The 25020-nt window shown below is 48.6% G+C and carries 25 protein-coding genes; 6 read left to right on the top strand and 19 right to left on the bottom strand.

What is annotated here, in order from left to right:
• Positions 1 to 46: 46 nt before the first annotated feature.
• Positions 47 to 946 carry a bifunctional methylenetetrahydrofolate dehydrogenase/methenyltetrahydrofolate cyclohydrolase FolD gene (gene folD / locus IE094_RS07475; protein WP_189639955.1) on the top strand — a complete coding sequence of 300 codons (900 nt, stop codon included), beginning with the start codon at positions 47 to 49 and terminating at the stop codon, positions 944 to 946.
• Between the two features lie 41 nt (positions 947 to 987).
• Here the strand turns inward: folD and IE094_RS15545 are convergent, their stop codons facing one another.
• From IE094_RS15545 to IE094_RS07560, 17 genes are all read right to left on the bottom strand, one after another.
• Positions 988 to 1338 (bottom strand): sarcosine oxidase subunit gamma, encoded by a 351-nt coding sequence (locus IE094_RS15545; protein ID WP_229802146.1) that lies wholly within the window; start codon positions 1336 to 1338, stop codon positions 988 to 990.
• A 184-nt stretch (positions 1339 to 1522) separates the two neighbouring features.
• Complete coding sequence (locus IE094_RS07485) at positions 1523 to 4468, bottom strand: sarcosine oxidase subunit alpha family protein (protein ID WP_189639957.1); 2946 nt, start codon at positions 4466 to 4468, stop codon at positions 1523 to 1525.
• Positions 4465 to 4749, bottom strand: a complete 285-nt coding sequence (locus IE094_RS07490) for a sarcosine oxidase subunit delta (protein ID WP_189639958.1) — start codon at positions 4747 to 4749, stop codon at positions 4465 to 4467. Before IE094_RS07490 ends, IE094_RS07485 begins: the two co-directional genes overlap by 4 nt.
• Before the next feature lie 12 nt (positions 4750 to 4761).
• Positions 4762 to 6012, bottom strand: a complete 1251-nt coding sequence (locus IE094_RS07495; RefSeq protein ID WP_189639959.1) for a sarcosine oxidase subunit beta family protein — start codon at positions 6010 to 6012, stop codon at positions 4762 to 4764.
• Between the two features lie 239 nt (positions 6013 to 6251).
• Positions 6252 to 6911 carry a metallophosphoesterase family protein gene (locus tag IE094_RS07500; RefSeq protein ID WP_189639960.1) on the bottom strand — a complete coding sequence of 220 codons (660 nt, stop codon included), beginning with the start codon at positions 6909 to 6911 and terminating at the stop codon, positions 6252 to 6254.
• Between the two features lie 68 nt (positions 6912 to 6979).
• Positions 6980 to 8290, bottom strand: coding sequence for a DUF8689 domain-containing protein (locus tag IE094_RS07505; protein ID WP_189640248.1), 1311 nt, complete (start codon positions 8288 to 8290; stop codon positions 6980 to 6982).
• Between the two features lie 231 nt (positions 8291 to 8521).
• Positions 8522 to 9007 carry an A24 family peptidase gene (locus tag IE094_RS07510; protein ID WP_189639961.1) on the bottom strand — a complete coding sequence of 162 codons (486 nt, stop codon included), beginning with the start codon at positions 9005 to 9007 and terminating at the stop codon, positions 8522 to 8524.
• Positions 9004 to 9858, bottom strand: coding sequence for a tetratricopeptide repeat protein (locus tag IE094_RS07515; protein WP_189639962.1), 855 nt, complete (start codon positions 9856 to 9858; stop codon positions 9004 to 9006). Before IE094_RS07515 ends, IE094_RS07510 begins: the two co-directional genes overlap by 4 nt.
• 29 nt (positions 9859 to 9887) lie before the next feature.
• On the bottom strand, positions 9888 to 10424 hold the full coding sequence (locus IE094_RS07520) for a tetratricopeptide repeat protein (protein WP_189639963.1): 537 nt from the start codon (positions 10422 to 10424) through the stop codon (positions 9888 to 9890).
• Between the two features lie 31 nt (positions 10425 to 10455).
• A complete protein-coding gene (locus tag IE094_RS07525) occupies positions 10456 to 11445 on the bottom strand; it encodes a type II secretion system F family protein (protein ID WP_189639964.1) in 990 nt (329 codons plus the stop codon).
• A gap of 13 nt (positions 11446 to 11458) precedes the next feature.
• Positions 11459 to 12421 carry a type II secretion system F family protein gene (locus IE094_RS07530; protein ID WP_189639965.1) on the bottom strand — a complete coding sequence of 321 codons (963 nt, stop codon included), beginning with the start codon at positions 12419 to 12421 and terminating at the stop codon, positions 11459 to 11461.
• Between the two features lie 9 nt (positions 12422 to 12430).
• A complete protein-coding gene (locus IE094_RS07535; protein WP_189639966.1) occupies positions 12431 to 13840 on the bottom strand; it encodes a TadA family conjugal transfer-associated ATPase in 1410 nt (469 codons plus the stop codon).
• 3 nt (positions 13841 to 13843) lie between these two features.
• The gene (locus IE094_RS07540; protein ID WP_189639967.1) at positions 13844 to 15376 is read right to left on the bottom strand and encodes a CpaE/TadZ family protein; all 1533 of its coding nucleotides are present in this window, start codon (positions 15374 to 15376) and stop codon (positions 13844 to 13846) included.
• A gap of 181 nt (positions 15377 to 15557) precedes the next feature.
• Entirely contained in the window at positions 15558 to 16205 is a 648-nt protein-coding gene (locus IE094_RS07545; RefSeq protein WP_189639968.1) for an OmpA family protein, read from the bottom strand.
• Positions 16206 to 16209: 4 nt separating this feature from the next.
• On the bottom strand, positions 16210 to 17640 hold the full coding sequence (locus tag IE094_RS07550) for a type II and III secretion system protein family protein (protein ID WP_189639969.1): 1431 nt from the start codon (positions 17638 to 17640) through the stop codon (positions 16210 to 16212).
• Between the two features lie 166 nt (positions 17641 to 17806).
• Positions 17807 to 18652 (bottom strand): Flp pilus assembly protein CpaB, encoded by an 846-nt coding sequence (cpaB, locus tag IE094_RS07555; protein WP_189639970.1) that lies wholly within the window; start codon positions 18650 to 18652, stop codon positions 17807 to 17809.
• Positions 18653 to 18854: 202 nt separating this feature from the next.
• A complete protein-coding gene (locus tag IE094_RS07560) occupies positions 18855 to 19064 on the bottom strand; it encodes a hypothetical protein (RefSeq protein ID WP_189639971.1) in 210 nt (69 codons plus the stop codon).
• Between the two features lie 330 nt (positions 19065 to 19394).
• Between IE094_RS07560 and IE094_RS07565 the strand changes: the two genes are divergently transcribed.
• The 3 genes from IE094_RS07565 (at position 19395) to IE094_RS07575 (ending at position 22612) form a co-directional block, all read left to right on the top strand.
• Positions 19395 to 20195 (top strand): lytic transglycosylase domain-containing protein, encoded by an 801-nt coding sequence (locus IE094_RS07565; protein WP_189639972.1) that lies wholly within the window; start codon positions 19395 to 19397, stop codon positions 20193 to 20195.
• Between the two features lie 91 nt (positions 20196 to 20286).
• On the top strand, positions 20287 to 22236 hold the full coding sequence (locus tag IE094_RS07570; protein ID WP_189639973.1) for an acetoacetate--CoA ligase: 1950 nt from the start codon (positions 20287 to 20289) through the stop codon (positions 22234 to 22236).
• Positions 22237 to 22240: 4 nt separating this feature from the next.
• Positions 22241 to 22612, top strand: a complete 372-nt coding sequence (locus IE094_RS07575; RefSeq protein WP_099592322.1) for a diacylglycerol kinase — start codon at positions 22241 to 22243, stop codon at positions 22610 to 22612.
• Here the strand turns inward: IE094_RS07575 and IE094_RS07580 are convergent.
• Positions 22609 to 22848 carry a DUF8831 family protein gene (locus IE094_RS07580; protein ID WP_099592323.1) on the bottom strand — a complete coding sequence of 80 codons (240 nt, stop codon included), beginning with the start codon at positions 22846 to 22848 and terminating at the stop codon, positions 22609 to 22611. The two genes, IE094_RS07575 and IE094_RS07580, sit on opposite strands and share 4 nt — an antisense overlap.
• A 147-nt stretch (positions 22849 to 22995) precedes the next feature.
• On the opposite strand from IE094_RS07580, the gene IE094_RS07585 reads away from it, so the two are divergent.
• The gene (locus IE094_RS07585) at positions 22996 to 23349 is read left to right on the top strand and encodes a YigZ family protein (protein ID WP_189640250.1); all 354 of its coding nucleotides are present in this window, start codon (positions 22996 to 22998) and stop codon (positions 23347 to 23349) included.
• Positions 23350 to 23433: 84 nt separating this feature from the next.
• The gene (locus tag IE094_RS07590) at positions 23434 to 24168 is read left to right on the top strand and encodes a lysozyme inhibitor LprI family protein (protein ID WP_099592324.1); all 735 of its coding nucleotides are present in this window, start codon (positions 23434 to 23436) and stop codon (positions 24166 to 24168) included.
• On the opposite strand, the gene trhA is transcribed toward IE094_RS07590, so the two are convergent.
• On the bottom strand, positions 24165 to 24827 hold the full coding sequence (trhA, locus tag IE094_RS07595) for a PAQR family membrane homeostasis protein TrhA (RefSeq protein WP_189639974.1): 663 nt from the start codon (positions 24825 to 24827) through the stop codon (positions 24165 to 24167). The two genes, IE094_RS07590 and trhA, sit on opposite strands and share 4 nt — an antisense overlap.
• Positions 24828 to 25020: the final 193 nt, after the last annotated feature.

Genomic DNA, 25020 nt, shown 5'->3' on the forward strand with positions numbered 1-25020 from the left:
ACACCGCGTCCAAATGGGCGCGGGTCGTTTATTGAAAGGTGTGCACATGACTGCGAAAATTATTGATGGTAAAGAATTTGCAGCGGGTGTGCGCACCAAAGTGGCAACGCATGTAGCGCGCCTAAAAGAAGAAAACCATATCGTTCCAGGGCTAGCCGTGGTTTTGGTTGGCGAAGATCCCGCATCAGAGGTTTATGTACGCAACAAACATAAATCCACACTTGAGGTGGGTATGAATAGTTTTGAGCATAAACTCCCTGCGGACACATCCGAGTCAGATTTATTGGCGCTGATTGACCAGTTAAATAATGATCCGTTGGTGCATGGTATCCTTTGCCAACTTCCACTGCCAAACCATTTGAACGAAGAGCTAGTGATCAATTCAATCATTCCATCAAAAGATGTGGACGGATTTCATATATCCAATGTTGGTTTGTTGGGAACAGGGCAAAAATCAATGGTACCGTGTACACCGCTGGGATGTTTGATGATGCTGCGTGATCACCACGGGAGCCTGTCCGGGCTGAACGCTGTTGTTGTTGGGCGATCCAACATCGTGGGTAAACCGATGGCAAATTTGTTGTTGCGTGACAGTTGTACAGTCACCATTGCGCATAGCCGCACCAAAAATATAGAAACGCTTTGTGCCAGCGCGGATATTGTCATCGCGGCTGTTGGACGCCCCGAAATGATCACGGGTGATTGGATCGGAAAAAGCGCAACAGTTATTGACGTTGGTATTAATCGCATTGCGCATCCAACCGTCGAAGGAAAAACCAAGTTGGTAGGTGATGTGCATTTTGAATCTGCTAAGGAAAAAGCCGGTGCGATCACGCCAGTTCCCGGTGGCGTTGGACCAATGACGATTGCCTGCTTGTTGGCCAATACGCTAACTGCTTGTTGTCGTGCGAATGGCTTGGAAGAGCCAGAGGGCCTAACGGCCTAGGTATATGCCTGCGGCGCGGATATTTGAAATATTTGGAGAGTCTAAGTTACGTTTTTGATCGATGTTTCGACCGCGTGTAGGAAGCTCTCTGCAGATGAGCTTGCGCTGAATAAGTGAAAGGTTTGAGTGTCTGTGCGTAAGATGATGCACCCCATATGTTCCATAGCAGTGCGCGCCGCATGACCAATTTGAAATTGATCGGGGTGCAGGTTGATCGGGCAGATACGTTCCAACGCTGAAATTGTGTTTTCGCCAGAGATTTCGAGAGTGACCCATCCGTCAGTTTGATCCGTTGTATAATCAAATTTCGTGCGGATACCATTAGCATCGCCGATGATGAACCATTGATCGCGTTGGGTTTGAATGACACGGCAATCGTTCGTTTTAGACATTAGCGTATTTGGCGCGAGTGGCGCGTCGTTTCCAAACACCGCGGCGAATGTTTTCGTAAAATCATCGGTGTTATGGGACGGTCTCGCAATTGATGTGATCGATATATCTGTGATTTCACGAAGCGAAATTCCATTTATTTCTGTCGCATATCTGGCGAGCCGAGATCGTGATTTTAGGGTTGGTTTAGCCACGTTGGATCGTTCCTTCTGGATCATACATATGGGGTGATACGATTTTCACTGGGATATCTTGGCTGCGAATGCCATCCCATGCGCGAATGGTTTCACCGTGACGCGCATCGCCATTTTTCACAAATCCCAACCCGATCGAATGGCCGAAGGTTGGCGAATAGGCAACAGATGTCATCCAACCCAGATCGTTTTGTGTGGACGGTTCCGCACCCATTTCGACGAAATGAGCACCTGCGTGAAGCGATTGAGATTTGTCCACGGGTTTCAATCCGACCAACCGCACGATGTCCCCGCTGATCATTGCGTTGCGTTGGGATAGCGTTGCACCGATACTGTCTTTTTTCTGAGAAACCATGCCACCCATGCCAAGGTTCAATGCCGTTGTGGTTCCGTTGATTTCATTTCCAACGACATGGCCTTTTTCAATGCGCATAACGCTGAGTGCTTCGGTACCATATGGGGTGACATCGAATTCCTGCCCTGCGGTCATCAACGCGCGGATCAGTGCATCGCCGTATCGTGCGGGAACAGCCAATTCATACGCGAGTTCTCCCGAAAACGAGATGCGAAACAAGCGGGCAGGGGTGCCGCCACATATGGTTACATCGGCGCAAGCCATGAATGGGAATGCATCGTTTGATAGGTCTTGATCGTCGACTATTTTTGTGAGCAAGGCACGCGAATTTGGGCCTGCGATGGCATATTGTGCCCATGCATCGGTTGTCGAAATCAAATGGACATCCATGTCAGGGCACAAGCATTGGCGGGCAAATTCCAATCGGCGATACACCAGAACTGCATTCGCGGTTGTTGTGGTCATCACGAAATGATTTTCGCCCAACCTTGCGGTGGTTCCATCGTCATAACAAATTCCGTCTTCGCGCAGCATGAGGCCATACCGCACCTTGCCAACGGGCACCTTGAGAAACGGATTGGCATAGACGAAGTTGAGGAATGCGGCGGCATCGATTCCTTGGATATCAATTTTTCCAAGCGTCGTGACATCGCAAATACCAACGGATTTACGTGTTGCCAAAACCTCGCGATCGACAGATTCGCGCCATGTGGTTTCGCCTTGTTTTGGATACCATTGCGCCCGCAGCCAGTTGCCTGTTTCAACAAATACAGCGTTTTGCTCGATTGCCCATTGATGGCTGGGTGTTTTGCGCGTTGGTGCATAGTTTTTGTCCCGTGCGCGCCCACCAAGTGCCCCCATGGCGACGGGGGAATATGGGGGACGAAATATGGTTGTGCCTGTTTCGAGGATTGATTTCCCCGTTGCTTCGGCCATCACGGCCAAGCCCAATACATTGGATGTTTTCCCTTGATCGGTGGCCATGCCAAGGGTGGTGTAGCGTTTTAGGTGTTCAACAGAACCAAAACCTTCGGCTTGGGATTGTTTGATATCCTTGGTGGTGACATCGTTTTGCAAATCGACCCAAGCGCGGTGTTTTTCATGTGCGACATGCCAATATGGACTGATTGCAAAGGGTTCGTCATCAGCATGTGGCGGCTGTTTGCGCGATGGTTTGTATCCAAGAGATTTCACAACAACATTTGCTGTTTGATGCGCAGATTTAATTGCAGCGCCAAGTGTCAGATCACCATTCGCTGCCCCCACAACCGACATGCCAACAGGCAAGGGTTTGGATGGAACGAACGCCGCGATATCATCCCGCCATTCGGGGCGTCCGCGTTGATGGCAGGTCAGGTGAACATTGGGCGACCAACCGCCAGACACGGCCAAGCAATCGGATTGAATGATTTGTCCGTTTGATAGGGTGATGGAACGCAATGCCCTGCGCCCAGTGGTGTTTACAACCTGCGTTCCCATTAGAATCGCGACGCCTGAAAATGTTGCGGGTGCGGGAATGTCGCGGGTATCGACGATGGCCGCGACATTTGCACCTTGATCAACCAAATCTTGTACCACCTGCCAGCCAGAATGGTTGTTGGTGAAAATGGAGATCTGATTTCCCGCGGCAACGCCGTGCCGGTTGGCATAGCTGCGCACCGCACCTGCAAGCATTATGCCAGGGCGATCATTGTTGGGAAATGCGATTGACCGTTCGGTGGCGCCACTTGCCAAAATTGCGCCTTTGGAATAGATACGCCATAGTACTTGGCGCGGTTTGCCATCGCTGTTTATCAGATGATCCGTTTTACGTTCCAATGCGCTGTAAATACCGTGATCGAATGCGCCCAGAACAGTGGTGCGCGACATCACACGCACATTGTCAAAACCACGCAACGCTGCAACCGTTTGGGATACCCATTGATCGGCGTGAACCCCGTCGATTTCGTGTTGTTCGCTGTTCAGGCGACCGCCCAATAAAAAATCTTCATCCGCGATAATGACTTGCGCACCCGCGCGAGCGGCGGTTAAGGCAGCGGTTAAACCAGAGGGGCCAGCGCCGATGACTAACAGATCACAATGCAAGAAACCCTTGTCATAAATATCGGGATCTTCGATGCCAGAGAGCTTGCCCAAACCAGCACTTGCGCGGATCACGGGTTCGTATAATTTTTCCCAAAATGTTCGTGGCCACATGAAGGTTTTATAATAAAATCCAGCGCCCAAAAATGGTGATAGCAGATCAGCCGTGGCCATGAGATCAAATTTCAATGAACCGCGGTGGTTCTGGCTGTTGGCGGATAGTCCGTTGTAAAGCTCGGCCATGGTGGCGCGAGTGTTTGGTTCATTCGCCGAACCTTGGCGCAGTTGCACCAGTGCATTTGGTTCCTCTGACCCTGCGGTAAATATCCCGCGTGGGCGATGGTATTTGAAAGAACGTCCGACAAATTTGATACCGTTTGCCAGCAATGCGGATGCGAGTGTGTCGCCCTGATATCCGTGCAGTTTTTTACCATTGAACGTAAAGGAACACGAAACGCCGCGGTTTATTTTGCCACCTTTCAATCGGTTTACCTGTGTCATGATAGTTGCTCCTGTCGGGCAACATCACGTGCCAATTCAACGGCGCTTATTTCATGTGTGATGGTGTTGCGGGTCACGATTAGCCAGCTGCGATCACCTTGTTCATGATACCAAAGCTCGCGATATTCTCCCGCAGGATTGTCGCGCTGATACAGATATTCGTGAAACTGTGCGATGGCATCGACCGCTTGCCAATCTGGGCGTGACAAAAGGGTGGCATCACCCAAATGCACAAATTCAGATGCATCGCGAGGGCCAAGGAGGGGGTGATTAATGATCATATCTCGTACCTGTTAATGCAAGTTTGGTTGCGAACCTGCGCCTTTTTCATCGATCATCGCACCTTGTGCGAAACGATCCAGCCGATATTGTGTTGCGGTTTCGTGCGGGCGATCAGTGGCCAGTAAATGTGCATAGGCATCACCCGATGCTGGCGTTGCTTTGAACCCGCCGTAACACCAACCGCCGTTAAAATAGAGCCCGTCGATTGGCGTTTTATCAATGATGGGTGACCCATCCATCGACATATCCATAACGCCGCCCCACATACGCAACAATCGCGCACGCCCCAAGAATGGCATCAAGGCCATCATATCTTCGGCTACATGTTCGATAACGGGCATATTTCCACGCTGTGCGTAACTGTTGTATCCATCGATATCACCGCCAAACACCAAGCCGCCTTTGTCTGATTGGCTGATATACAGATGCCCCGCGCCAAACGTGACAACGCCGGGTATGGTTGGTTTTAACCCCTCGGTTACAAAGGCTTGCAACACATGGCTTTCGATCGGGAGGCGCATGCCAGCCCGTGCCATCACCACGCTGGATGATCCTGCAACGCAAACGGCAACCTTGTTTGCGCTGATGGTGCCACGGCTGGTTTCGACACCGCTACATTTACCATCCTTGATGGTAAAACCAGTCACTTCGCAATTTTGGATGATGTCCACACCATGGCTATCTGCGCTGCGGGCATATCCCCATGCCACCGCATCGTGGCGCGCGGTTCCAGCGCGGCGTTGTAATAATCCGCCTTGGATGGGGAAACGTGCATTATCAAAGTTCAAAAATGGCACCATGTTGCGCACGGCGTCCGCATCAAGCAATTCTGCATCCGCACCCGACATCAACATCGCATTGCCACGGCGTGCAAATGCATCACGCTGCGCATCCGAATGCGCAAGGTTCAAAATACCTCGCTGTGACATCATCACGTTATAGTTCAGATCGGTTTCCAACCCTTCCCATAATTTCATCGAATGTTCGTAAAACGGCTGATTTCCATCCAGCAAATAATTGGATCGCACAATTGTTGTGTTACGCCCAATGTTGCCGGAACCAAGCCACCCTTTTTCCAACACGGCCACATTGGTAACACCATATTTTTTCGCCAAATAATGCGCTGTTGCCAAACCATGCCCACCGCCGCCAACAATGACTATATCGTATTTTGGTTTTGGATCAGGTTCACGCCAAACAGGTTTCCAGCCCTTGTTGCCGGTTAAACCGTTTTTGATAATACTCAGCGCCGAATATCGCATTGGCATGCCTCCCGCGGACAGATTGGCACGATCGCGATAATTCACAAGCCTAAATAAGACATTTGAAGCGACAGAATGGACAGAAAAATGTTTATGAAAATGATGGGCTGGCGCCAGAATTACCACTTGAACTGATACTCATTAAACTACTCGCGACCAGCCCTAACGCAAGGTTCCACCCCCCGCGTTACCCAAGACATAAGATTTTGTTACAAACTTACAAGGCGTCGGACGCCAGTTTATTTCATCAATACTGGTTTTATTTCGCGCCCTAACGTAATTGCGATAGCGTTGTCGCCCATTAACATATCTAAGGTTGTGTTTTTGGTGCCGTCGCGTTCGTCACCCTGCGAAAACGCGGGTAAAATTATCCGGTTGTCATCAACTGCAAAACATCGATGAATTGTTGAGATCCCATTTTCATTCAAAATTTTGGATGGATTGTGGTGCCCCGATATTTCACAAACGCCCGCATGTGTTGCTTGGTTGCGAAAAGATAGGTGTTTGTGGCGAAATTCATTGTGATGACTACCACCCAAATCCACAGGCCCTGCATTTGAATCGCCGTCTATCCAAACCCAACGCCGACCAGCGGTCAGCGCAGCCAAGCGTTTGTGATCAACACTGTGCAATGAATCGAGGGATTTTAATTCGTCAAAGCTATTTCCAAGGCAAATTACAATAACGGGGTTAATTTGTTTGATTTCGTCACCCAACCGAGCAAGGCTTTCTTGGGTATGAAAAGGGGGGAGCATGTTTTTATACGCTTTGTTCTGCGTATCGGATTTTGCCAAATGAATGTTGGATACGCATAACAACTTCTCACTTGGCCACCACAACGAACCCGATTGGTTCGCGACCATTTGTTGTCCTGAAAAATTGAATTCATGCTGTTCCATAAATACAGAAAATCCCCTGCAACGTATTATTGCAAGGGATTTTAAAATTTTGGCAGTCATACAAAGTGTTATTTTTCGATAATCGAATCCGCCACAAACAAGTTTTCCCATGCGCGATCCAACAGTTCTGGTGTTAACTGTGGTTCGCGACCCTCATAGGCGCAAATGGTCAACATCTGTTCAATCAAGAACCCTGGCTGATAGGCCGCGTATTTGTTATCCACTGATGGATATTTTTCAGTGAACAGATGAATGGCAACTTCTTCGGGCAATTTCACATTTTTGGCTTTGGCCACCAACATCATGATTTGCAACAATTGTTCACGATTAGGCGCATCAATCAAAATTTTAGAATTAATCCGTCGCAACGCCGCACCGTCAAAGATTTCTTTGGGGTGAAAGTTGGTGGAAAAAATAACCAGCGTGTCAAACGGCACGAGGAATTTTTCACCAGAGTTAAGCGCCAAAATGTCTTCGCCTGCTTCCATTGGGGTAATCCAACGGTTGATCATCGCCTGTGGTGGATCGACTTGTCGGCCAAGGTCATCCACGATGAACAGGCCACCTGTTGATTTCAACTGTAACGGCGCTTGGTACGTTTTGGAAATGGGGTTATAGATCAGATCCAGCATATCAAGGCGCAATTCACCACCTGTCAAAACCGCTGGGCGGCGGCACAATACATAACGTGCATCAAATCGATCGGCGCGCACACGCAGCGCATGAACATCTTCGTGTTCTTCCACGGCCTGTTCATGCACGATCGGATCATAAAGAGAAATAACCTGTCCCTGATATTCCAATACGCGGGGAATATAGATTTTTTCACCAATCGCGTCACGAATACGCCCAGCGAGCGTTGATTTGCCGTTACCAGGAGGGCCGTAAAACAGCACGGATTTACCAGAATTCACCGCTGGTCCAATTTGATCCAACAATGATGCGCTAATCACAACGCCTTTGAACTTATCGACCAATCGTTCTTTTTCGATGGTCAGGTGTGAAACCGATTGGCGTTCAACCTGTTCGGCAAACATTGCCATGGGTACGGGCAGCGCGCCAAAATATTCGGATTGCATGAATGCTTCGATAGCACGTGATTTACCGTTTTCCGTTAACTGATAGCGAAGTTCAGAGTTTTCCGTTTCACCAGTTTTACCCAAGGTTTCTATCAATTTCTGATCGCGACAAATGGTAATCAACTCGTTCAAGACTGATGCGCCAACACAGAGTGCCTTGGACATTTGAGAAACGGTTTCCAAATTGGTCCGAAAAATCGTTTTGATCAAAAGGTCGCGCATAAATACAGTGCCCAAACCCGTTTCGGCGATGCTACGCGGCGCTTTGGGCGGGATGATTTTGCGCGCATCTTGCGGCACAGCTTTTGGTTTGTCTCGCTTTGTCAGCGTTGAAACAATCGATTTTTCTGGGGCGGGTTCTTTTGTGCGACCTTTGCCAAACTGTGTACTACGAAAATCCATATTTAATACCCTTGGGAAAATTCGGTTATATATCCATGCATCGCGTGCATTGTCGGCCAAGAATGCGCGTTTTTTGAGGCAAAATCAAATTCTTATCAATCGGGGTGTCCAATTAGATGCCCACTGTGCCTATTGCATTGCGCTATAGATTAGATATGCGGACAACGATCCCGCTAGTGGTAATCCAAAGGGAAATTTTATTTTCTCCGACCATGATTTCCAATTGCTAAACACCGTGTTTTTCAATGTTGTTCTATCGATAACGCGGTGTAAAACGACTGCGCTAATTGATAAAAAAGACAATAAAAACAGATATATGGTGACATCGCGATAGGCGACATAAGGTGCGATTGCCGCAAATAATTTTGCATCACCCCCGCCAATCAATCCCATAGAGTTCAGCACAAAAAACAACACCAAAACACCGATTGCTTGTAAAATTCGGATGCCAAATTCGGGAAGTGGCATGAAAAATGCACCGAAAATTACGAATATCGCAAATAATACGATATTCGCTTTGTTCGGAATAATCATGTTTTTCAGATCACTCCACGCGCACCAAATCACGATTGGAAAGGTGGAGCACAGAAAAAACCAAAGCCCAACTTCGCTCATCTTACGACGTTCTTGTTCAATGCCTTAAGCGTATCAACCGCTGCTGTAAAATGGCGCGGATGAAGATCTATCGCCTCTTCTATCATGCCACGGCCAAGATCTGTTTTCCCTTGTTTTATTGCACTTAAACCAGCCGTGTAGGTTAATTCGGCGCGTTCAATCTCGGTCATCTGCACAATCGGCAGCGCAAATTCACCACGCTGTGCACGTGCCATAACAAGGTTATTTTTCGCGGTATATAGTTTTGGATTGTATGTGATCGCTTCGAGGTACAATTTTTCCGCGGCCTTATAATCACCGCGCACAAATTTGGAATAACCCCAGTTATTTAAAATGCCCGACGGTTGCGTGGTTAAACCAGCTGCCGTTTCATAAAAACTGTCGGCCTTTTTCCATTTTTTCTGAGAATCGGCGATCATCGCCTCAAACCGGTAACGCTGGAACGTTTCAACAGTTGGCGGCACCAAATTAAGCTGTTCCGCTGCGCGGGTCCATTGATTACTACTGATCAACGCCCCTGCAAAATCTATGCGATCTTGCGATACGGACTTATCTTCTTTGACCAATTTTTCGTAAATTAGCACCGCTTCTTCGTGGCGTTTTGCTCGTACCAAAGATTTTGCCAACCCGCGTTTCAGATCAATACGTTTTGGATCTTTAAGCGAGGCATCCAGAAAATATGCGGCTGCCTCGTTTGGATCAGCCATCGTTAACATAATTTCGTTGAGGTTGGTTTCATCCACAACCCCGACCACAGTTTTTTCTTCTTTTGATTTACTATTCTTGTCACAAGCCACCAATAGCGTGCTCGACGCGATGATTGCGACAGTCGAAAATAGAAATTTCCGCATGACCAATTCCCTGTAACTGCCCGTATGCGTTATGATTTTAACAGCAAGTATCGTCCGTTGCCGCGTCGAACCAACGCAAAGTTATTGTTATTATTAACGCTAGAATAACGACTTTCTTCGAGATTTGCGATAGCCTGTGTAAGATTTGCGCGAATTTCGTCCGATTTGCCACTATCCAGTGCAAAGGCCAGCCTGAAAACACGCTCTGCTTCGCCATATTGCTGTTGATTTGACAAAACGACACCCAAATTATTCCACGCAGGAACAAATTCGGCGTCTTTCTTAACAGCAAGATCCAGAAATTGTTTGGCCTGTCCCAATCGGCCAAGCCGTAGGTTTGCAGAACCAAGTGCGCTGAGCACATCAACACTAAACCCTTGATCAACTGCGGCACGATTATATGCACGTAGCGCCAATTCATATTCACCGCCTGCCATCAATCGATGCCCCACGATTAAACCATCAACCGCTTCTTCAACGCGTGAAAAACCGACGGGGGCATTCACGCCATCGTTGACAGATTTCAAAGGTTTATTTGCGGGATCGCATGCGACTGCCAGGATCATAATACTAGCAAGACCTAGTGGTTTTACAATTTTATTGGCTTTGGCCCAAGACCAAGAAACGATAGATGTCATAAATAGATGGACCGATCAAAATCGCCAGAAGCGGTGGCAAGATAAACAGCATTGTACACAGTGTCATTTTTGTAGGCAATGTGTTTGCTTTTTCTTCGGCGCGCATTACGCGTTTATCACGCATTTCAGATGAAAATAGACGCAATGCTTCACCAATGGTGGTACCAAATGTTGCCGATTGAATCAGCACTGTCACAAATGCTTTGATATCGGCAACGTCGCTACGGCTGGCAAAATCACGCAGCACGGTTGAACGATCTTTACCCGCGCGCATTTCGTTTGAAATGATTGTGAGTTCTTCGGCCAAAGTCGGGTAACCGTCTTCGATTTCGCGTGAAACACGTAGAATAGTATGATCCAAGGTTTGACCAGATTCCACACAGATCAACATCAAATCCAACGCATCTGGAAACGCTTCTAACAATTCTGTCTGGCGGGTTTGACGGCGACGTTCGACCCAGTAATGCGGCAGATAATAGCCAGCCAACGCTGGCCCCAAAATCATTAGCGACATTTTTATGGGTGTGCTTCCTTCGGTAAACAGAAAAACATACAAAGAGGCAGCAACCAGTGAGCCAAGCGACAGAAGCAATTGCGCGGCATGAAACGTGCGTACGGCGCTACTGGTGCGATAACCCGCTTGAATGAGCTTGAGGCGTCGCGCACTATACTGCTTTTGGTCTTGTGGTTCTAAGTATGCCGCAAAACGATCGAGATTGGGCCCAGATTGTTTTTGACGCAAACTAGCTTTGTTTTTCGGATCATGTTTGTTGGTCGCGATAAATGCGGTGGACCCTTCTAGTTTGTCAAATGGATCCACTTGGCGTTTCAGTGCCATAGGCAGGGCGATCATCACGAGGAATACGCCAAGCATACCGATTACGATTAGCGGCCCATTGGGCCCTAATGCGTCCACAATAAATGCGAAAATTTCTTGAATAAGTTCCAAATCGCTACCCTGTCTATACTTTAATATTAACCATTGCGCGCATTACAAAAATATTGACCACCAGCATGGCAATTACAAAAATTGCACCTGGCACGTAAATTACGCTTTCTTTAATTGCATCATAATAATTCGGGTTCATCAATTGGATCGCAACCAATGCGCCAAATGGAAAGATGGACAAAAACCAACCTGACCATTTTGCTTCGGCGGTAATCGCACGCACACGGCGGAATAGTTTGAAACGTGCACGAATAATTTTCGACAACCCGTCTAAAATTTCCGCCAAATTACCACCAGAACGCGCCTGAATACCAACGGCGACGGCAAAAAATCGCACGTCTTGCAAATCAATGCGTTCCGCCATGTCGTTTAGCGCTTCTGTAATTTCCATGCCGTAAGTGGATTCATCTGCAATAATTCCAAACTCACTGCCAATGGGATCGGGCATTTCTGCGGCCACCACGTTAATCGCGCTGGAAAACGGATGCCCAACCTTAAGGGATCGTACAACCAAATCTACCGCATCAGGAAGCTGTTCTTCAAAATCGGAAATACGCTTTTTCGCTTTGGAGTTTAACCAATAATACACCCCACCGACGCCCAAAATCACAGCAACAATACCACATGTTGTTGGGCTGGCGCTGGTGAAAAACGAAAGCATTATAAAGCTGAAAATAGCAACAAAAATCATGATGATGAATAGAGCGCGTGGCGAAAACTGAATATTCGCTTGGGCTGCTTTTTTGGTCAAGATAGACACAATCGGAAGTGAAAGTGAACGGCGATGTTGGTCACGTTCTTTGCGCAAAGTTTGCAAAACTTCTTCTTGGTCTTTGCCTTGTTCCAATAGCGCCAAACGGCGGTTCAGGGTTTTGGCGTTACTGATGCTTTTGCCAAACGCCATAAGGTACAGGCCTTCGACGATCAGAATAACGCCGATAAAAATCAATAAAAATATGATCGCCTGATAACCCATAATATTCCCCTATTCTGCCGCTGTCTGCGTATAGATACTGGTCGGAAGACCATAGCCCCATTGTTCAAAGCGACCCGTAAATATCGAACGGATACCTGTTGGCATAAAGCGGCCTTCGATCTTACCATCAGAGTTAGTGCGCAAGACGTCGTATTTAAAGATCTCTTGCATAGAAATAATGTCGCCTTCCAAACCCGTAAGCTCGGTAATTGATGTCATGCGGCGCGAACCGTCTTGTAGACGTTTTACCTGTACCACCACATTCACCGCTGATGCGATTTGTGAACGTGTTGCGCGCAACGGCATTTCAACGCCGGTCATCGCAATCATGTTTTCCATACGCGATGCCGCATCACGTGCAGAGTTGGCGTGGATTGTTGTCATCGAACCATCGTGGCCCGTGTTCATCGCTTGCAACATATCGATAACCTCGTCGCCACGCGTTTCACCCACGATGATACGATCTGGTCGCATACGCAGGGCGTTTTTTAGCAAATCACGTTGTGATACTTCGCCTTTTCCCTCGACGTTTGCTGGGCGACTTTCCATGCGTGCGATATGTGTTTGTTGTAGCTGAAGTTCCGCTGTATCCTCGATCGTGGCAATACGTTCGTTATTGGCGATAAACCCTGACAAAGCGTTAAGCGTTGTGGTTTTACCTGAACCGGTACCACCCGATACGATGATGTTTAAGCGACATGAAACGGCGGCCTGCAAATACGCGGCCATTTCTTCGGAAAAAGCACCAAACGCGATCAACTTATCAATGCTTAGTTTTTCTTTTTTAAACTTACGAATGGAAACCAATGCGCCATCAACGGCGATTGGTGGAACCATCGCGTTGAAACGCGAACCATCGGTTAAGCGGGCGTCAACATATGGGTTGCTTTCGTCGATACGACGACCAACCGCAGATACAATTTTGTCAATCACACGGCGAAGATGGGCTTCGTCGCTGAACTGAACGCTCGTGAGGGACAGTTTGCCATCAACCTCGATAAAAATCTGCTTACAGCCATTGATCAAGATGTCGTTGATTGATTCGTCTTTCAACAAAGGTTCAAGCGGACCCAGGCCAGTAACCTCGTCAAACAATTCTTGGATCAGATTTTCGCGCTCGGTTTTGTTTAACACGGTGCCGGTTTCGGCCAAGCCATCCATGGTAATCGCAAGGATTTCACGCTTAAGATCGGCATCACTTGCCGTTTCAATCGCGGCCAAGTTTAAATTTTCCAAAAGCCTGCGGTGCATATCAAGACGCAGATCCATCAACATCCGACGGCGCTTGTCCTCTTTGGACATGGCCTGTTGCGCAGGCGCCGCCGCTTTTGCAGTAGGTTTTGCAACCGCAGCAGATGTTGAAACGGGTGCGAGTGTTGCGCCAGTCGGTGTTGCTGGCTTTTGGTACTTTTTAAACATACGTTATGCCCTTGCTTTTACTTCCGCCGCGTCCTTGGAAACAGAAACCAAGTTTTCGGCAATTTTGCGTATTTCTTTACGCAGCGGATTGCGGCCCGCCACTTCGGCCAAGGGTGTGCCTTGGTCACATGCATTTAATACTTGTTTGCCGCCATCTGGCAGCGCCCAGCGGAATTCCACGTTCAAACTATCTGACATGCGCTTCATGCGTGAACGCCCAGACAGATCGGTTTTCTTTGGTGCGCGGTTCATAATGAACTGCACCTTTTCATATGGGAGATCATCCGATTTCAACACGCGCAAGAAACGCAAGGCGTTTTGGGCGGTGCGCATTTCCACTTCGCCCACAGCGAGATAAAGTTTGGCACGTTGCAATACGGCTTCGCTCCAGCTGACCAAGGCTGTAGGCAGGTCAACGATGACATAGTCATACATTGACATCGTCAAATCCAATAGTTGTGCGATTTCTTCTGCATCCGCAACTTCGAGCGGTACTGCATCGATTGGTGCGGGCAAAATATCTAGTTTACCTTTGTATTTTGGTACGGCTTGACTGAACGCTTGACTGTCGAGGCCTACGCCAGATGACAGCAATTCCAAACCAATATCGGAACGGCCAACGTCAAGATATGTTGCGATTGATCCAAATTGGAAGCCGAAATCCAACAAACAAACTTTGGCGTCGTCTTTGGCAATAATATTCTGAATTTCCCATGCAAGATTGGCCGCAAGCGTCGATGCGCCAACACCACCAGCCAAACCATAAACTGGCAGCAAGATACCGTCTTTGCCTGTTGCCACTGGTGCTTGTTGTGGTGCTGGGGCTGGGGCCGCTATTGGCTGCACATTTGATGCGACTGGAGGTTCTGATTGTGGCGCTGCGGGTGCTTCTGGCGCGGATTGGGGGGCTGATGCGCCCATTTGTGGTTCAGGAGCAGGCTCAGGGATTGTTGGGTCTGGCTCGGGTGCTGCGTTAAATGTTGGCGCCTCTTGGGGTTCAATTTCGGCGGCGACTGGCGCTGGATTTTCATTTTCGGGCGCGTCTTGTGCAACAGGTGGTTCTTGTGGAATCGGTGTGGATGGCGCACCCGTATCTGTGAGATCAAAATTCATCATCGGTGCTGTGGGCGTGGCCACAACGGGTGTTTCATCCGCCTTGGCGAACGATGCTTTTAACGCGCCGTCGGGCAAAGGATAGGGCAGAAAATCATCCGCATCAGATCGCATAAGTTGTTGTAATGAAACGGCATCCAAATTCTTGGTAACCAAGGTCACAGACAGTTGGCGCGATTTTGCCGCGGCGACGATTTCGACGATGCCGTCAATATCCACGTCATCAGTTTCATCAATCGCAATCAGGACATGATCCATTTGTTCCGAATGGCGACTGTTAAGCACTGGGAGTGCATCCTCTAAATTCAGTCCGCCCCAATTTTCGCCAAATAGATCCTGCATTTGATCAATGATTTGATCAAAGGCTTCAAGATTTGGTGCAATTGCGCATGCGATGATGCGGCCGCTATTGTCAGATGTCATGTCCCGTACTTCCCTCGTATTAGCGAATCGATAAAATCTTATTCATAGGTGCTAACCATAAGCCAAGTATAGAAAGAATATGGCTTTTTTTGGGGCAGGGCTGGCCATTGCCCATAAAAAAAGTGCAGCAAAGACACGGTTCTGCTGCACTTCAAAGGTTAATTTTTCGTTAAGCCTCAACCTATTGGTTCGAACTTACCTGCGTATTATCACCTTCGCCAACGTATCGACGATAGATCCCGCGTGCATATTTACCGTCCAACAGCCCGTCGTTTGCAGGGTTATAGAACCCTTTGACTTCGGTCACTGTACGGCGATTTTCGCGGCTGCGGCCTTGGGTTAGAACCAATGGGCGTGTTTCGCCAAATGAAACCACAGCCTCCACTTTGCGACGATCAACACCTTGGGCGATCAAGTAATTAACGGCGGCTTGTGCGCGACGTTTACCCAGACGTTGGTTATATGCGTTACTACCAACCTTATCCGCATGTCCAAACACACGGAATGTGATGTCTGGGTGTGCCAGGATCCATTGTGCTTGTTGGCGCAACTGTGCCTGTGCGTTTGCATCAAGTTGTGATGAATTAAACGCAAAGTTGATGGTTGCTGGTGCTTCGGATGCGAACAAACGTGTCAGGCTTTTGATATATTCCAGACGTTCACTGATTGACATAACCTTGACGTTATTGGCTGTCGCGTATCCAAATCCTCCGTGCAACGCATCCGCGCCGGCGTCACGCCCACCCAGAGTTGTGTAACGTGATTCAGGTGCGCAAGCGCCAAGAGCGGCCAAGAACGAAATGCTGATTGTAAGTTTTTTCAATGTCATTGTCTTACTCCACCACATATCCATAGGAACCTTTGAAATCCTGTGAGGTAACAGAGCCCGCAGCGGTACCTTGGACCGTGCCACGTGAAAGTGGTGCTGCTGTTTTACCATTTAGGAAAAGATCCGATTCAGTTGGCAATTTCACGCGATCCGTTGGCAAGACCAAGCTGTCGCCATTGACAGGTGTCACCAAATGCGGCGTCACGATAATCACCAATTCACTTTGGCTGCGCGCGTAATCGGCACTGCGAAACAGTGAACCAAGGATTGGAACGTCGCCGATCCAAGGAACCTGAGACGCGACATCGTTAAAGTTGTCTTGCAACAGACCCGCAATTGCGATGCTTTGACCATCTTTCAATTCCACAACCGTTTCGGCGCGACGTGTGCTGAATGCTGGCACCGAAATACCACCGGACGTTACTGAATTGGTTGAATCAACGGCACTTACTGATGTGTTGATGACCAAATTAATCAGTGAATCGCGCAATACCGTTGGTGTGAATTCCATTTCAACACCAAATGGGCGGTAATCAACAGAGTAGCCACCGTCGCCGTCACTTACGGGGATGGGGAATTCACCACCAGCAAGGAAATTTGCCTCTTTGCCAGAAATAGTGGTCAGGTTTGGTTCCGCCAATGTGCGAACCATGCCTTTGGTTTCAAGCGCTTCAAGCAAAAGCCCCATGGTTGCGCCACCGACACTGAAATCCAACCCAAGCATGCCCTGACGATTGTTGCTGGATGAAACTGCACCAATCCCGCCACCAGTGAAAGCGCTAAAGTTGCTGCCTTGTACGGCTTGACCCGCACCAGCGGCAACATCGCCCGCACCGTTAATAAATCCAATGCTTGCGCTCAGCTCTTTTGATACTGAACGGCTCATTTCGGCAAAGCGTACTTTTAACATCACCTGTTGTGCGCCGCCAACATTCATTAAGTTGGTGATTTTGTCAGGTGCGTAACGCCCAGCCAATTCCAATGCTTGGCTTAATGGTTGAATGCCGCTGACTGTACCGCTTAATACGATGCCTTCGCCCGCTGTGCGGACATCAATTTTTTCATCGGGCAGAATTTCGCGTAAACGCTCTTTGAATTCTGCAATATCTGGGGCAACTTGAATTTCAACGTTTGTGATCAAGTTCCCTTCTGGTCCCAACAACGTTAGCGTTGTGCGCCCAGGGGTTTTACCAATGATATAAATGGTGCGATCGGTTAAAACCGCAACATCGGCCACGCCTGGGTTCGCAACGGATAATTCAGCAAACGGTTGGTCTGCTTCCATTACGACGGCGCGGTTAAGTGATATGCGGATATTACTAGACGTAGCTCCGCGCATAATTTTCAATGTTGATTGTGCTGCTGCGATATCAACAATTGCTGCACTGCTAGACAAGCCGATAAGGCTTGCCGCAAGTAAATTGCGTATTTTCATTGTGATCCTGCCTCTCTGAACCACGGGTGTGTGACATATTTTTTTTGTCGTTATGGGGTAACTGTGGAACAATTCGTGTTTTATTTCAAGAATCAATATCTTGGACACCACAAATTATGTGGACAACACGCAACAGTATTGGTTTTGACAGGTTGTTTAACGGGGCCTAATTACAAGGAACTGGAATGCGTTTCACTTCGCCACCTTGGCGCGAAACAACTGTACAAACTTTGCGTTTTTCAACGGGTGCCTGTTTTTCGGGTTCTTTGATATCAAGCAAAATGCGTTGGTTGATTTCGATTTCTTCGCCGCTTTTCTCGGTATCTTCGACACCGCGAAGTGACATTTGCAATTTGCCTGTCGCTTGCGCTTGGGCCAATGATGCCACCGTGCGTGGTGGAACAGCAACCGTAATGGTGCGCGCCACAACAGAACGGTTGATATCTTCGTCGGAAATTTGGTCAATTGCGATCAATGTAATGCCATCAAGGATCAAACGCGAAATGGTTTCATTACCAACGCGACCCGTCCAATACACATCAATATTGTCACCAGGGCGCAAAAATCCAGATACGCCAGATGCAACATCAACACGTAATGCAAATGCGCGCAAACCTCTTTCCAATGTTGTGGACAGGCCGCCGCCTTGGCCGAAATCAGAAACCTTTTTCACAGAAATGATTTCGCCCGCATCAATCGCGCGCAACACTGTACGTGGTTCGGTGTCCACGCCTTCTGCGCCAAAAAGTTTTTCTTTGTCATTGAATGCGGCCTTTGGCACGCCTTCGCTTGGCCAGTCGATGAATTTCACATCGCTGTCTTTTAAGCGCACGCCATAGCGTAAATCTTTCGTGGCGATGGCAACGGGAACGAATTTGATATTTTTGGCGACTTTGCCGCGCAATTGGTTCACCAATTGATCTTGTTCTGTCAGGCGCTGCATAACCATGTACGCAACCGTGCCAGCGATCCCTAAACCAAGCAAAAGAATTAAAATCGACAAAAGGCGCATATAAAGGTTCCCAACATTTGGTCAGCGTCAAAGTGAAATTTGTTTCACAACAGCATTCATCATAAGCATCATTAAATTACAAGCAAGACATGCGTGGATAAATAATCTGTGTGTTGGATGAAAAAAACAGCCCCGCAGGGCTGTTTTCGAATTCAAATTCTGTTTGGTGACAAAACGCTGTGTCTTGAAACCAAGTCAGCTATTAAGAGCCAGTTGCATCAGCAGCAGCTTCTTCCATTGCTACGCCTGACGCAGTTACTTGAGCGCCGATTTTTCCAACTGTTTCTTCGATTGGGCCACGCAATACGTTGCCGATACCCAAAGCCAAGATAACCAAAGCAGCTGCAAGTACAACCCAGTCTACAGTAACCGCACCAGATTCGTCTTTTTTGAACATTGTGAATAGTTTCATAATTTTACCCTTTTCAAGTTTTAAGTCGCCCCACCCTCATGAGGCATTTGTTTAGATAGTTGTGATCGTCTTAGCGTTGATCGACACTTCCCGTTCTCGGTGATACAAATAAAGCCACCAATTGCGGCAACAATTGGTTTTTAGGAATGTTTTTCGAACAAATCTAAATATTTTTTGATTTACCCTTATAAAACAGCAGCTTATCGCTCATTTTTTTTTGCGTTGCGGTTCAAAAGACACATGTTTGCACCGTTTTGCCCTTATTCCCGCCTGATTTTAGCACTGGTTTTTGGGTTTTTTACGTGTCTAATGGTCCAAAAGGGTGAATTCATGTGGCTAAATTCGATCAGCAAAGGAATCGCGATTGCGTTGATTCCAGCATTTTTCACCTCTGTGCCTGTATTTTCGCAAACTGCGGACTTTACCTTTAAGCGGGTAAAGGTTGATCCAAACCGCAAAGGTCCGCGGATGAATATCCAAATTGAACCAAAGGCCGAGGAGCCGAAACCCGAGCCAGAGGTTATCGCCACCCCGGACGATGTCGATCTACAAGATTGGTTCTGGTCTGATGTTTCGCCAGATTTGGCCAAAGCAGATATTAATCGGATGAATGTGGCGCTGGCCAAGTTGCAAGCAGAGAGCGAAAAAAATGCAGCGCTCAAGCCGCGACTTGATTCAATGCAAGGCATGGTCAACAAATTTGGCAAGGACATATTGGTTGCCTCTTTGGGCAAACAAGTGTCGCCTGCATTTTTGTTGGCGATCATTTCGGTGGAATCTGGCGGGCGTGTTGATGCCACCAGCAGCGCAGGTGCCCAAGGGTTGATGCAATTGATTCCCGCAACCGCCAAACGCTTTAATGTCGATGATCCAACCGATCCAGTGCAAAACATTACAGGTGGTGCTGCATATTTGGAGTGGTTATTGGCCGAATTTCGCCACGACCCATTGTTGGCACTGGCTGCATATAACGCAGGCGAGAATGCGGTGAAACGACATGAGGGTGTTCCACCATACGCCGAAACCCGCGCCTATGTGCCCAAGGTTGTGGCGGCATGGCAGGTTGCGCGCATGTTATGCAAAACACCACCGATGGGGGTTTCGGACCCTTGCGTGTTTAACATCCAATGAAAATAGCGAATATCTAAACCCGCTTGCGGCTGTTTTGCTTGACCTGCGTTTCTATATTGCCCATCAATCCTGCAACAATCGGGAGAGAATTATGACCAAGCAACTTTGGCAGCCATCGGATGCGCGTATCGCGGCAAGTTTAACACAGAAGTTTATCAATGGCCTGCCCGATGGTGCTGGGGATATTCCTGATTATGACGCGCTGTGGGAATGGTCGGTAAACGACATGGGCGCATTTTGGTCTGCGTTTTGGGACTTTGCGAATATCATCGGGGTTAAGGGTGATGTTGCGGTCGAAAATCAGAGCGATGTGAAGAATGCAAAATTTTTCCCGAATGCAAAACTGAACTATGCCGAAAACCTGTTGCGCCATACGGGCGCAAACCCTGCCGTGGTGTTTCACGGCGAAAACGGTGATCGGTTGGAATGGAGTTGGGATGAACTGCGCGCACAAACATCGCGTATTCAACAAGCACTCATAAAACAAGGTATTGGTCAGGGTGATCGCGTGGCGGCATTCGTGCCAAACACACCTTATACATTGGCGGCAATGTTGGCGGTCACAAGCCTTGGCGCAGTTTGGTCATCCTGTTCGCCCGATTTTGGATATAACGGTGTGATGGATCGTTTTGGCCAGATTGAACCAAAACTGTTGTTTTGTGCTGATGGCTATTTTTACAATGGCAAAGAATTTTCAAGTGTTGAAACCGCGCAAAAACTAGGGGCGGATATCCCCAGTGTGCAACAGGTGATTATCACTCCTTATATAGCGACTGATTTATCAGCCATTGATTTGGGCGATAAATGCACAAGCCTTGCGGATTTTACCGCATCATTTGAACCCAAGAAAATCGCATTCACACGCGTTGAATTTAACGCACCCTTGTTCATCCTGTTTTCATCGGGCACAACAGGTTTGCCAAAATGCATCATCCATTCCGTTGGCGGCACGTTGTTACAGCATGTCAAAGAGCACCAATTGCAGGGCGACATTCGCGATGGTGATCGGGTGATGTATTTCACCACCTGTGGCTGGATGATGTGGAACTGGTTGGTCAGTGGACTGGCATCAGGTGCCACATTGATATTGTTCGACGGGTCACCGTTCTATCCAGATGGTAATCGCTTGGCCGATATCGCACAGCGTGAAAAGGTCACGCATTTTGGCACATCTGCGAAATATATCGATGCATGTGCCAAGGGTGGGATTACCCCCGCAACCACACATGATCTATCCGATTTACGCACGATATTTTCCACAGGATCGCCGCTGGCTCCTGAAGGGTTTGAATATATCTATGACGCGTGGAAATCAGATGTATGCCTTTCATCCATCGCGGGTGGTACAGACATCGCCGCGTGTTTCACAGGTGGCAGCCCGATCAGCCCTGTTTATTCTGGCCAATGCCAAAAACGCCAACTGGGTATGAATGTGCGTGTATTTGATGACGAGGGGCGCGAAACCAACGGCGAACCGGGCGAGTTGGTTTGTGTTGGCCCGCATCCATCGCAACCGATTGGTTTTTTCAACGACCCAATGGGCGAAAAATACCACAATGCCTATTTCGCGAAATTCGACAATGTCTGGCATCACGGCGATTGGGTTGAAATCACACCAGAGGGTGGCGTTGTGTTTTTCGGGCGCTCTGATGCGGTGCTAAATCCAGGTGGTGTGCGTATCGGTACGGCGGAAATCTATCGCCAAGTGGAGCGGATCGACCAGGTGTTGGAAGGCTTGGTCATTGGCCAGCAATGGGACAATGATGTGCGGGTGGTATTGTTCGTGCGCCTGCGCGATGGTGTGACACTGGACGATGAACTGGCCGCACGGATCCGCAAGGAAATTCGCGCCAATGCAACCCCGCGCCATGTACCAGCAAAAATCATTGCGGTGGCAGATATTCCGCGAACCAAATCGGGAAAGATAACGGAACTTGCGGTGCGCGACGTTGTGCATGGACGCCCTGTGAAAAACACCGAAGCCTTGGCAAACGCAGAGGCGCTGGAGTTGTTTAAAAACCTGCCAGAGCTTCAGGATTAAGCGCATGTTCAATTACGTCGCGCGCGAAAGCAAACGTTTCATCACCCGCTGTGTGAACACGTGGGAAGGGATTGCGATCACGTGGAAAGACGAAGCGAGCTTTCCCCAATGGGTGGTGATCAACATTATTTCGATCACGCTGACATTCGTGTTTCCCATCAGCACAACGCAACAGGCATTGTTGATTGCGCTGGGTCTTTTGATCCTTGTGGTGGAGTTGCTCAACACCGCGATCGAGGCTTGCATTGATCGTATCTCAGACGACATTCATCCCTTGTCGAAAAAGGCCAAGGATGCAGGTTGCGCCGCTGTGGCGTTGACCGCGATCACGGGATTGATCGTTTGGATTATCGTGCTGTGCGGGCTTTATGCCTAGGGCGTTTTGCCTTCAAACATATAGCTGCCTTCGGGCAAATCCAGTGCCGCCTGTAAATCGCGAAGCTGTGCGTTTGACAGCGTTATACGCATCACCGTTTCGGTGCGCGGGTCAAGCTGTTCTATGGTGACTTGTGATGCGAATGCATTGATGGTGACATCCTCTTTCAACGGGATTTCTCCGTCATCAACAAGGGTCACTACGGTGGCGTCAAATTCGTGTTCGATTGTAAACATAACGACAGCTTAGGCAGTGAGCCGTGGCGCGTAAAGACGTAAAAACACCCGTGGGACAAGTGTCGGACAACTGTCGGACATATGGCGGACAAGCGGGGGACAGATCGCCAGCTTGTCAAACCACGCAAAAACCGCCAAACCATCCCCATGTTACAGATTGAAAATGTGGTATCGGACAAGGGTTCGAAATACGCGGTCAGCGGTGGCGCGGTTGCCAGCCGTGACGACGCATTGGTATTTATCAAAACCCTTAAGCGCAAAAAGAAATATGCAAAGGCCACCCATAACACATGGGCGATGATTCAATCCGATGGCACCCAGATCAAAAACGACGATGGTGAATCGGGGGCGGGCGCAATTATTTTGCGCATGTTGGAACGCGACGGCGTGTTCGATCATATCATTGTGGTGACCCGATGGTATGGCGGCACGCATCTGGGCGGAGATCGTTTTCGCCATGTGCAAACCTGTGTGCGTGCCTGTCTTGATGCGCTAAAATAATGCGCGCAAAAAAGAGACTCTAATTTTCACGCCATAAATGATAGTATCTTGCGATAATCTTCAATTTTCGGAGGTCGTATCGTTATGAATTTATTTACCAAGTTCTTTTTATTATTGTTTCTTATTGCCCCTACTGCCCATGCCCAAGACCCGCGTTTGGATTTGTTGCGCGAAATGATGGATGCGGTTTGTGGCGAATATCAATATTCGGGTGGACAACAGGGCGTTAAAATCAGCGGCGATGCCGAGGCCAAGATTGGTGGCATCATGAATAAACTTGTTGATGTCGGCGTGTCTGCCGCGGGCGAGTTTAACGAAAAGGAATATGTTGGCGTTCTGCGTGCCGAAGCAGGGGCGCAATTGATGGATGTGCGCGCCTGTCGTAAAAAGGTTTTTGACGACATGAAGGTCATGGTTGTTTCCACCCCAGTGGAAAAGATCGAAGAATCCGAAACGCTTCCAACCAAACCGCATTCGGCGCTGACCCCACAACCATTGTTGCAACCCGTAACCACGCAACCTGTGGCAACCGCACCTGTTGAAAATACATTTGCAAAAGAAACGCCAAACCCCAGCTTTGATTGTAACAAGGCGGGAACGGCGACGGAATTTACATTGTGTGGTGATGCCTATCTCGCGTCATTGGATCGCCGCGCATCTGCTCTTTATTTTGCGCTTCGTGATCGGCTGGGTGGGCAAGCGCGCAAAAACCTGTTGGCATCACAGCGTGAATTTTTAAAGGTGCGTAATGATTGCGGGGCAAGTGTGCCATGTTTAACAGCCGTACAGGAACGCCGCATTGTGGAATTGGATGGCTAAATCGCGCGTGCCAATTGGCCAAGGATAATCGCGCTAAATAAACAGGCGGATGCGGCCAGAACAAACCCGTGCCAGATCGCCACCGAATACCGCAAGCTATCCCAGCGGTAAAATACGACACCGGCTGTGTATGTTAACCCGCCCGCTGCGATCAATGCAGAGCTGGCAATTGGCATGGTTTGAATGATCGGCCAAGCGAGTGCCAAGCTTAACCAACCAAGGGCGAGATATAATAACGTGGATTTCCAATTCGGTGTTTGCCAAAAAAACACCTTCCATACCATTCCGCCCAGCGCAATCAGCCAAACGAGGCATAAAACAGAATAGCTAAACCCGCCCCCGATTAACACCACCAATGGGGTGTATGTGCCCGCGATTTTTAAGAATATCGCGGCGTGGTCGAATTTGCGAAACGTCGGGCGCAGGCGTTCATTGGGTGTGAAATGATAAAGCGCGGATGCGCTAAACGCGAAAACCATTGCGATGGCATAAACCGTAGCGGCGGCAATATCGCCCCGCTCGCCAATGCGCGTGACCAAGATCAACAGCGCAACACCCCCAACCAAAGATCCGATGATCCCCAAGACATGCATCATCCCATCCGCCACCCGTTCGGGGCGGCTGTAAGGGGGATAATAATTTGGCTGTCTCTGTTCCATATCTAGAAAATAGGAGGGAATTGCGGCAAAATAAGTGCCAAATTTTACCGATTTGGTGAAGTTGGGGGGGTAGACGTGGGGTTTGTGACTAAAAACAAAGGCGGCGACAGCCGCCCGCGCCCGTACCTCCCCCATGGGGAGGGCGCGAACGCCCACCCCGAGGTACGGGTGCTAGGGTTGTTATCAACCGCTG

This window comes from Paramylibacter ulvae (genome assembly GCF_014652655.1).
Lineage (GTDB): Bacteria > Pseudomonadota > Alphaproteobacteria > Rhodobacterales > Rhodobacteraceae > Amylibacter > Amylibacter ulvae.

Bases quoted from the DNA above. Each gene is read 5' to 3' on its own strand.
- folD (WP_189639955.1), top strand. From the start codon at position 47: ATGACTGCGAAAATTATTGATGGTAAAGAATTTGCAGCGGGTGTGCGC.
- IE094_RS15545 (WP_229802146.1), bottom strand. From the start codon at position 1,338: ATGTCTAAAACGAACGATTGCCGTGTCATTCAAACCCAACGCGATCAA.
- IE094_RS07485 (WP_189639957.1), bottom strand. From the start codon at position 4,468: ATGACACAGGTAAACCGATTGAAAGGTGGCAAAATAAACCGCGGCGTT.
- IE094_RS07490 (WP_189639958.1), bottom strand. From the start codon at position 4,749: ATGATCATTAATCACCCCCTCCTTGGCCCTCGCGATGCATCTGAATTT.
- IE094_RS07495 (WP_189639959.1), bottom strand. From the start codon at position 6,012: ATGCGATATTCGGCGCTGAGTATTATCAAAAACGGTTTAACCGGCAAC.
- IE094_RS07500 (WP_189639960.1), bottom strand. From the start codon at position 6,911: ATGGAACAGCATGAATTCAATTTTTCAGGACAACAAATGGTCGCGAAC.
- IE094_RS07510 (WP_189639961.1), bottom strand. From the start codon at position 9,007: ATGAGCGAAGTTGGGCTTTGGTTTTTTCTGTGCTCCACCTTTCCAATC.
- IE094_RS07515 (WP_189639962.1), bottom strand. From the start codon at position 9,858: ATGCGGAAATTTCTATTTTCGACTGTCGCAATCATCGCGTCGAGCACG.
- IE094_RS07520 (WP_189639963.1), bottom strand. From the start codon at position 10,424: ATGATCCTGGCAGTCGCATGCGATCCCGCAAATAAACCTTTGAAATCT.
- IE094_RS07530 (WP_189639965.1), bottom strand. From the start codon at position 12,421: ATGGGTTATCAGGCGATCATATTTTTATTGATTTTTATCGGCGTTATT.
- IE094_RS07535 (WP_189639966.1), bottom strand. From the start codon at position 13,840: ATGTTTAAAAAGTACCAAAAGCCAGCAACACCGACTGGCGCAACACTC.
- IE094_RS07540 (WP_189639967.1), bottom strand. From the start codon at position 15,376: ATGACATCTGACAATAGCGGCCGCATCATCGCATGCGCAATTGCACCA.
- IE094_RS07545 (WP_189639968.1), bottom strand. From the start codon at position 16,205: ATGACATTGAAAAAACTTACAATCAGCATTTCGTTCTTGGCCGCTCTT.
- IE094_RS07550 (WP_189639969.1), bottom strand. From the start codon at position 17,640: ATGAAAATACGCAATTTACTTGCGGCAAGCCTTATCGGCTTGTCTAGC.
- cpaB (WP_189639970.1), bottom strand. From the start codon at position 18,652: ATGCGCCTTTTGTCGATTTTAATTCTTTTGCTTGGTTTAGGGATCGCT.
- IE094_RS07560 (WP_189639971.1), bottom strand. From the start codon at position 19,064: ATGAAACTATTCACAATGTTCAAAAAAGACGAATCTGGTGCGGTTACT.
- IE094_RS07565 (WP_189639972.1), top strand. From the start codon at position 19,395: ATGTGGCTAAATTCGATCAGCAAAGGAATCGCGATTGCGTTGATTCCA.
- IE094_RS07570 (WP_189639973.1), top strand. From the start codon at position 20,287: ATGACCAAGCAACTTTGGCAGCCATCGGATGCGCGTATCGCGGCAAGT.
- IE094_RS07575 (WP_099592322.1), top strand. From the start codon at position 22,241: ATGTTCAATTACGTCGCGCGCGAAAGCAAACGTTTCATCACCCGCTGT.
- IE094_RS07580 (WP_099592323.1), bottom strand. From the start codon at position 22,848: ATGTTTACAATCGAACACGAATTTGACGCCACCGTAGTGACCCTTGTT.
- IE094_RS07585 (WP_189640250.1), top strand. From the start codon at position 22,996: ATGTTACAGATTGAAAATGTGGTATCGGACAAGGGTTCGAAATACGCG.
- IE094_RS07590 (WP_099592324.1), top strand. From the start codon at position 23,434: ATGAATTTATTTACCAAGTTCTTTTTATTATTGTTTCTTATTGCCCCT.
- trhA (WP_189639974.1), bottom strand. From the start codon at position 24,827: ATGGAACAGAGACAGCCAAATTATTATCCCCCTTACAGCCGCCCCGAA.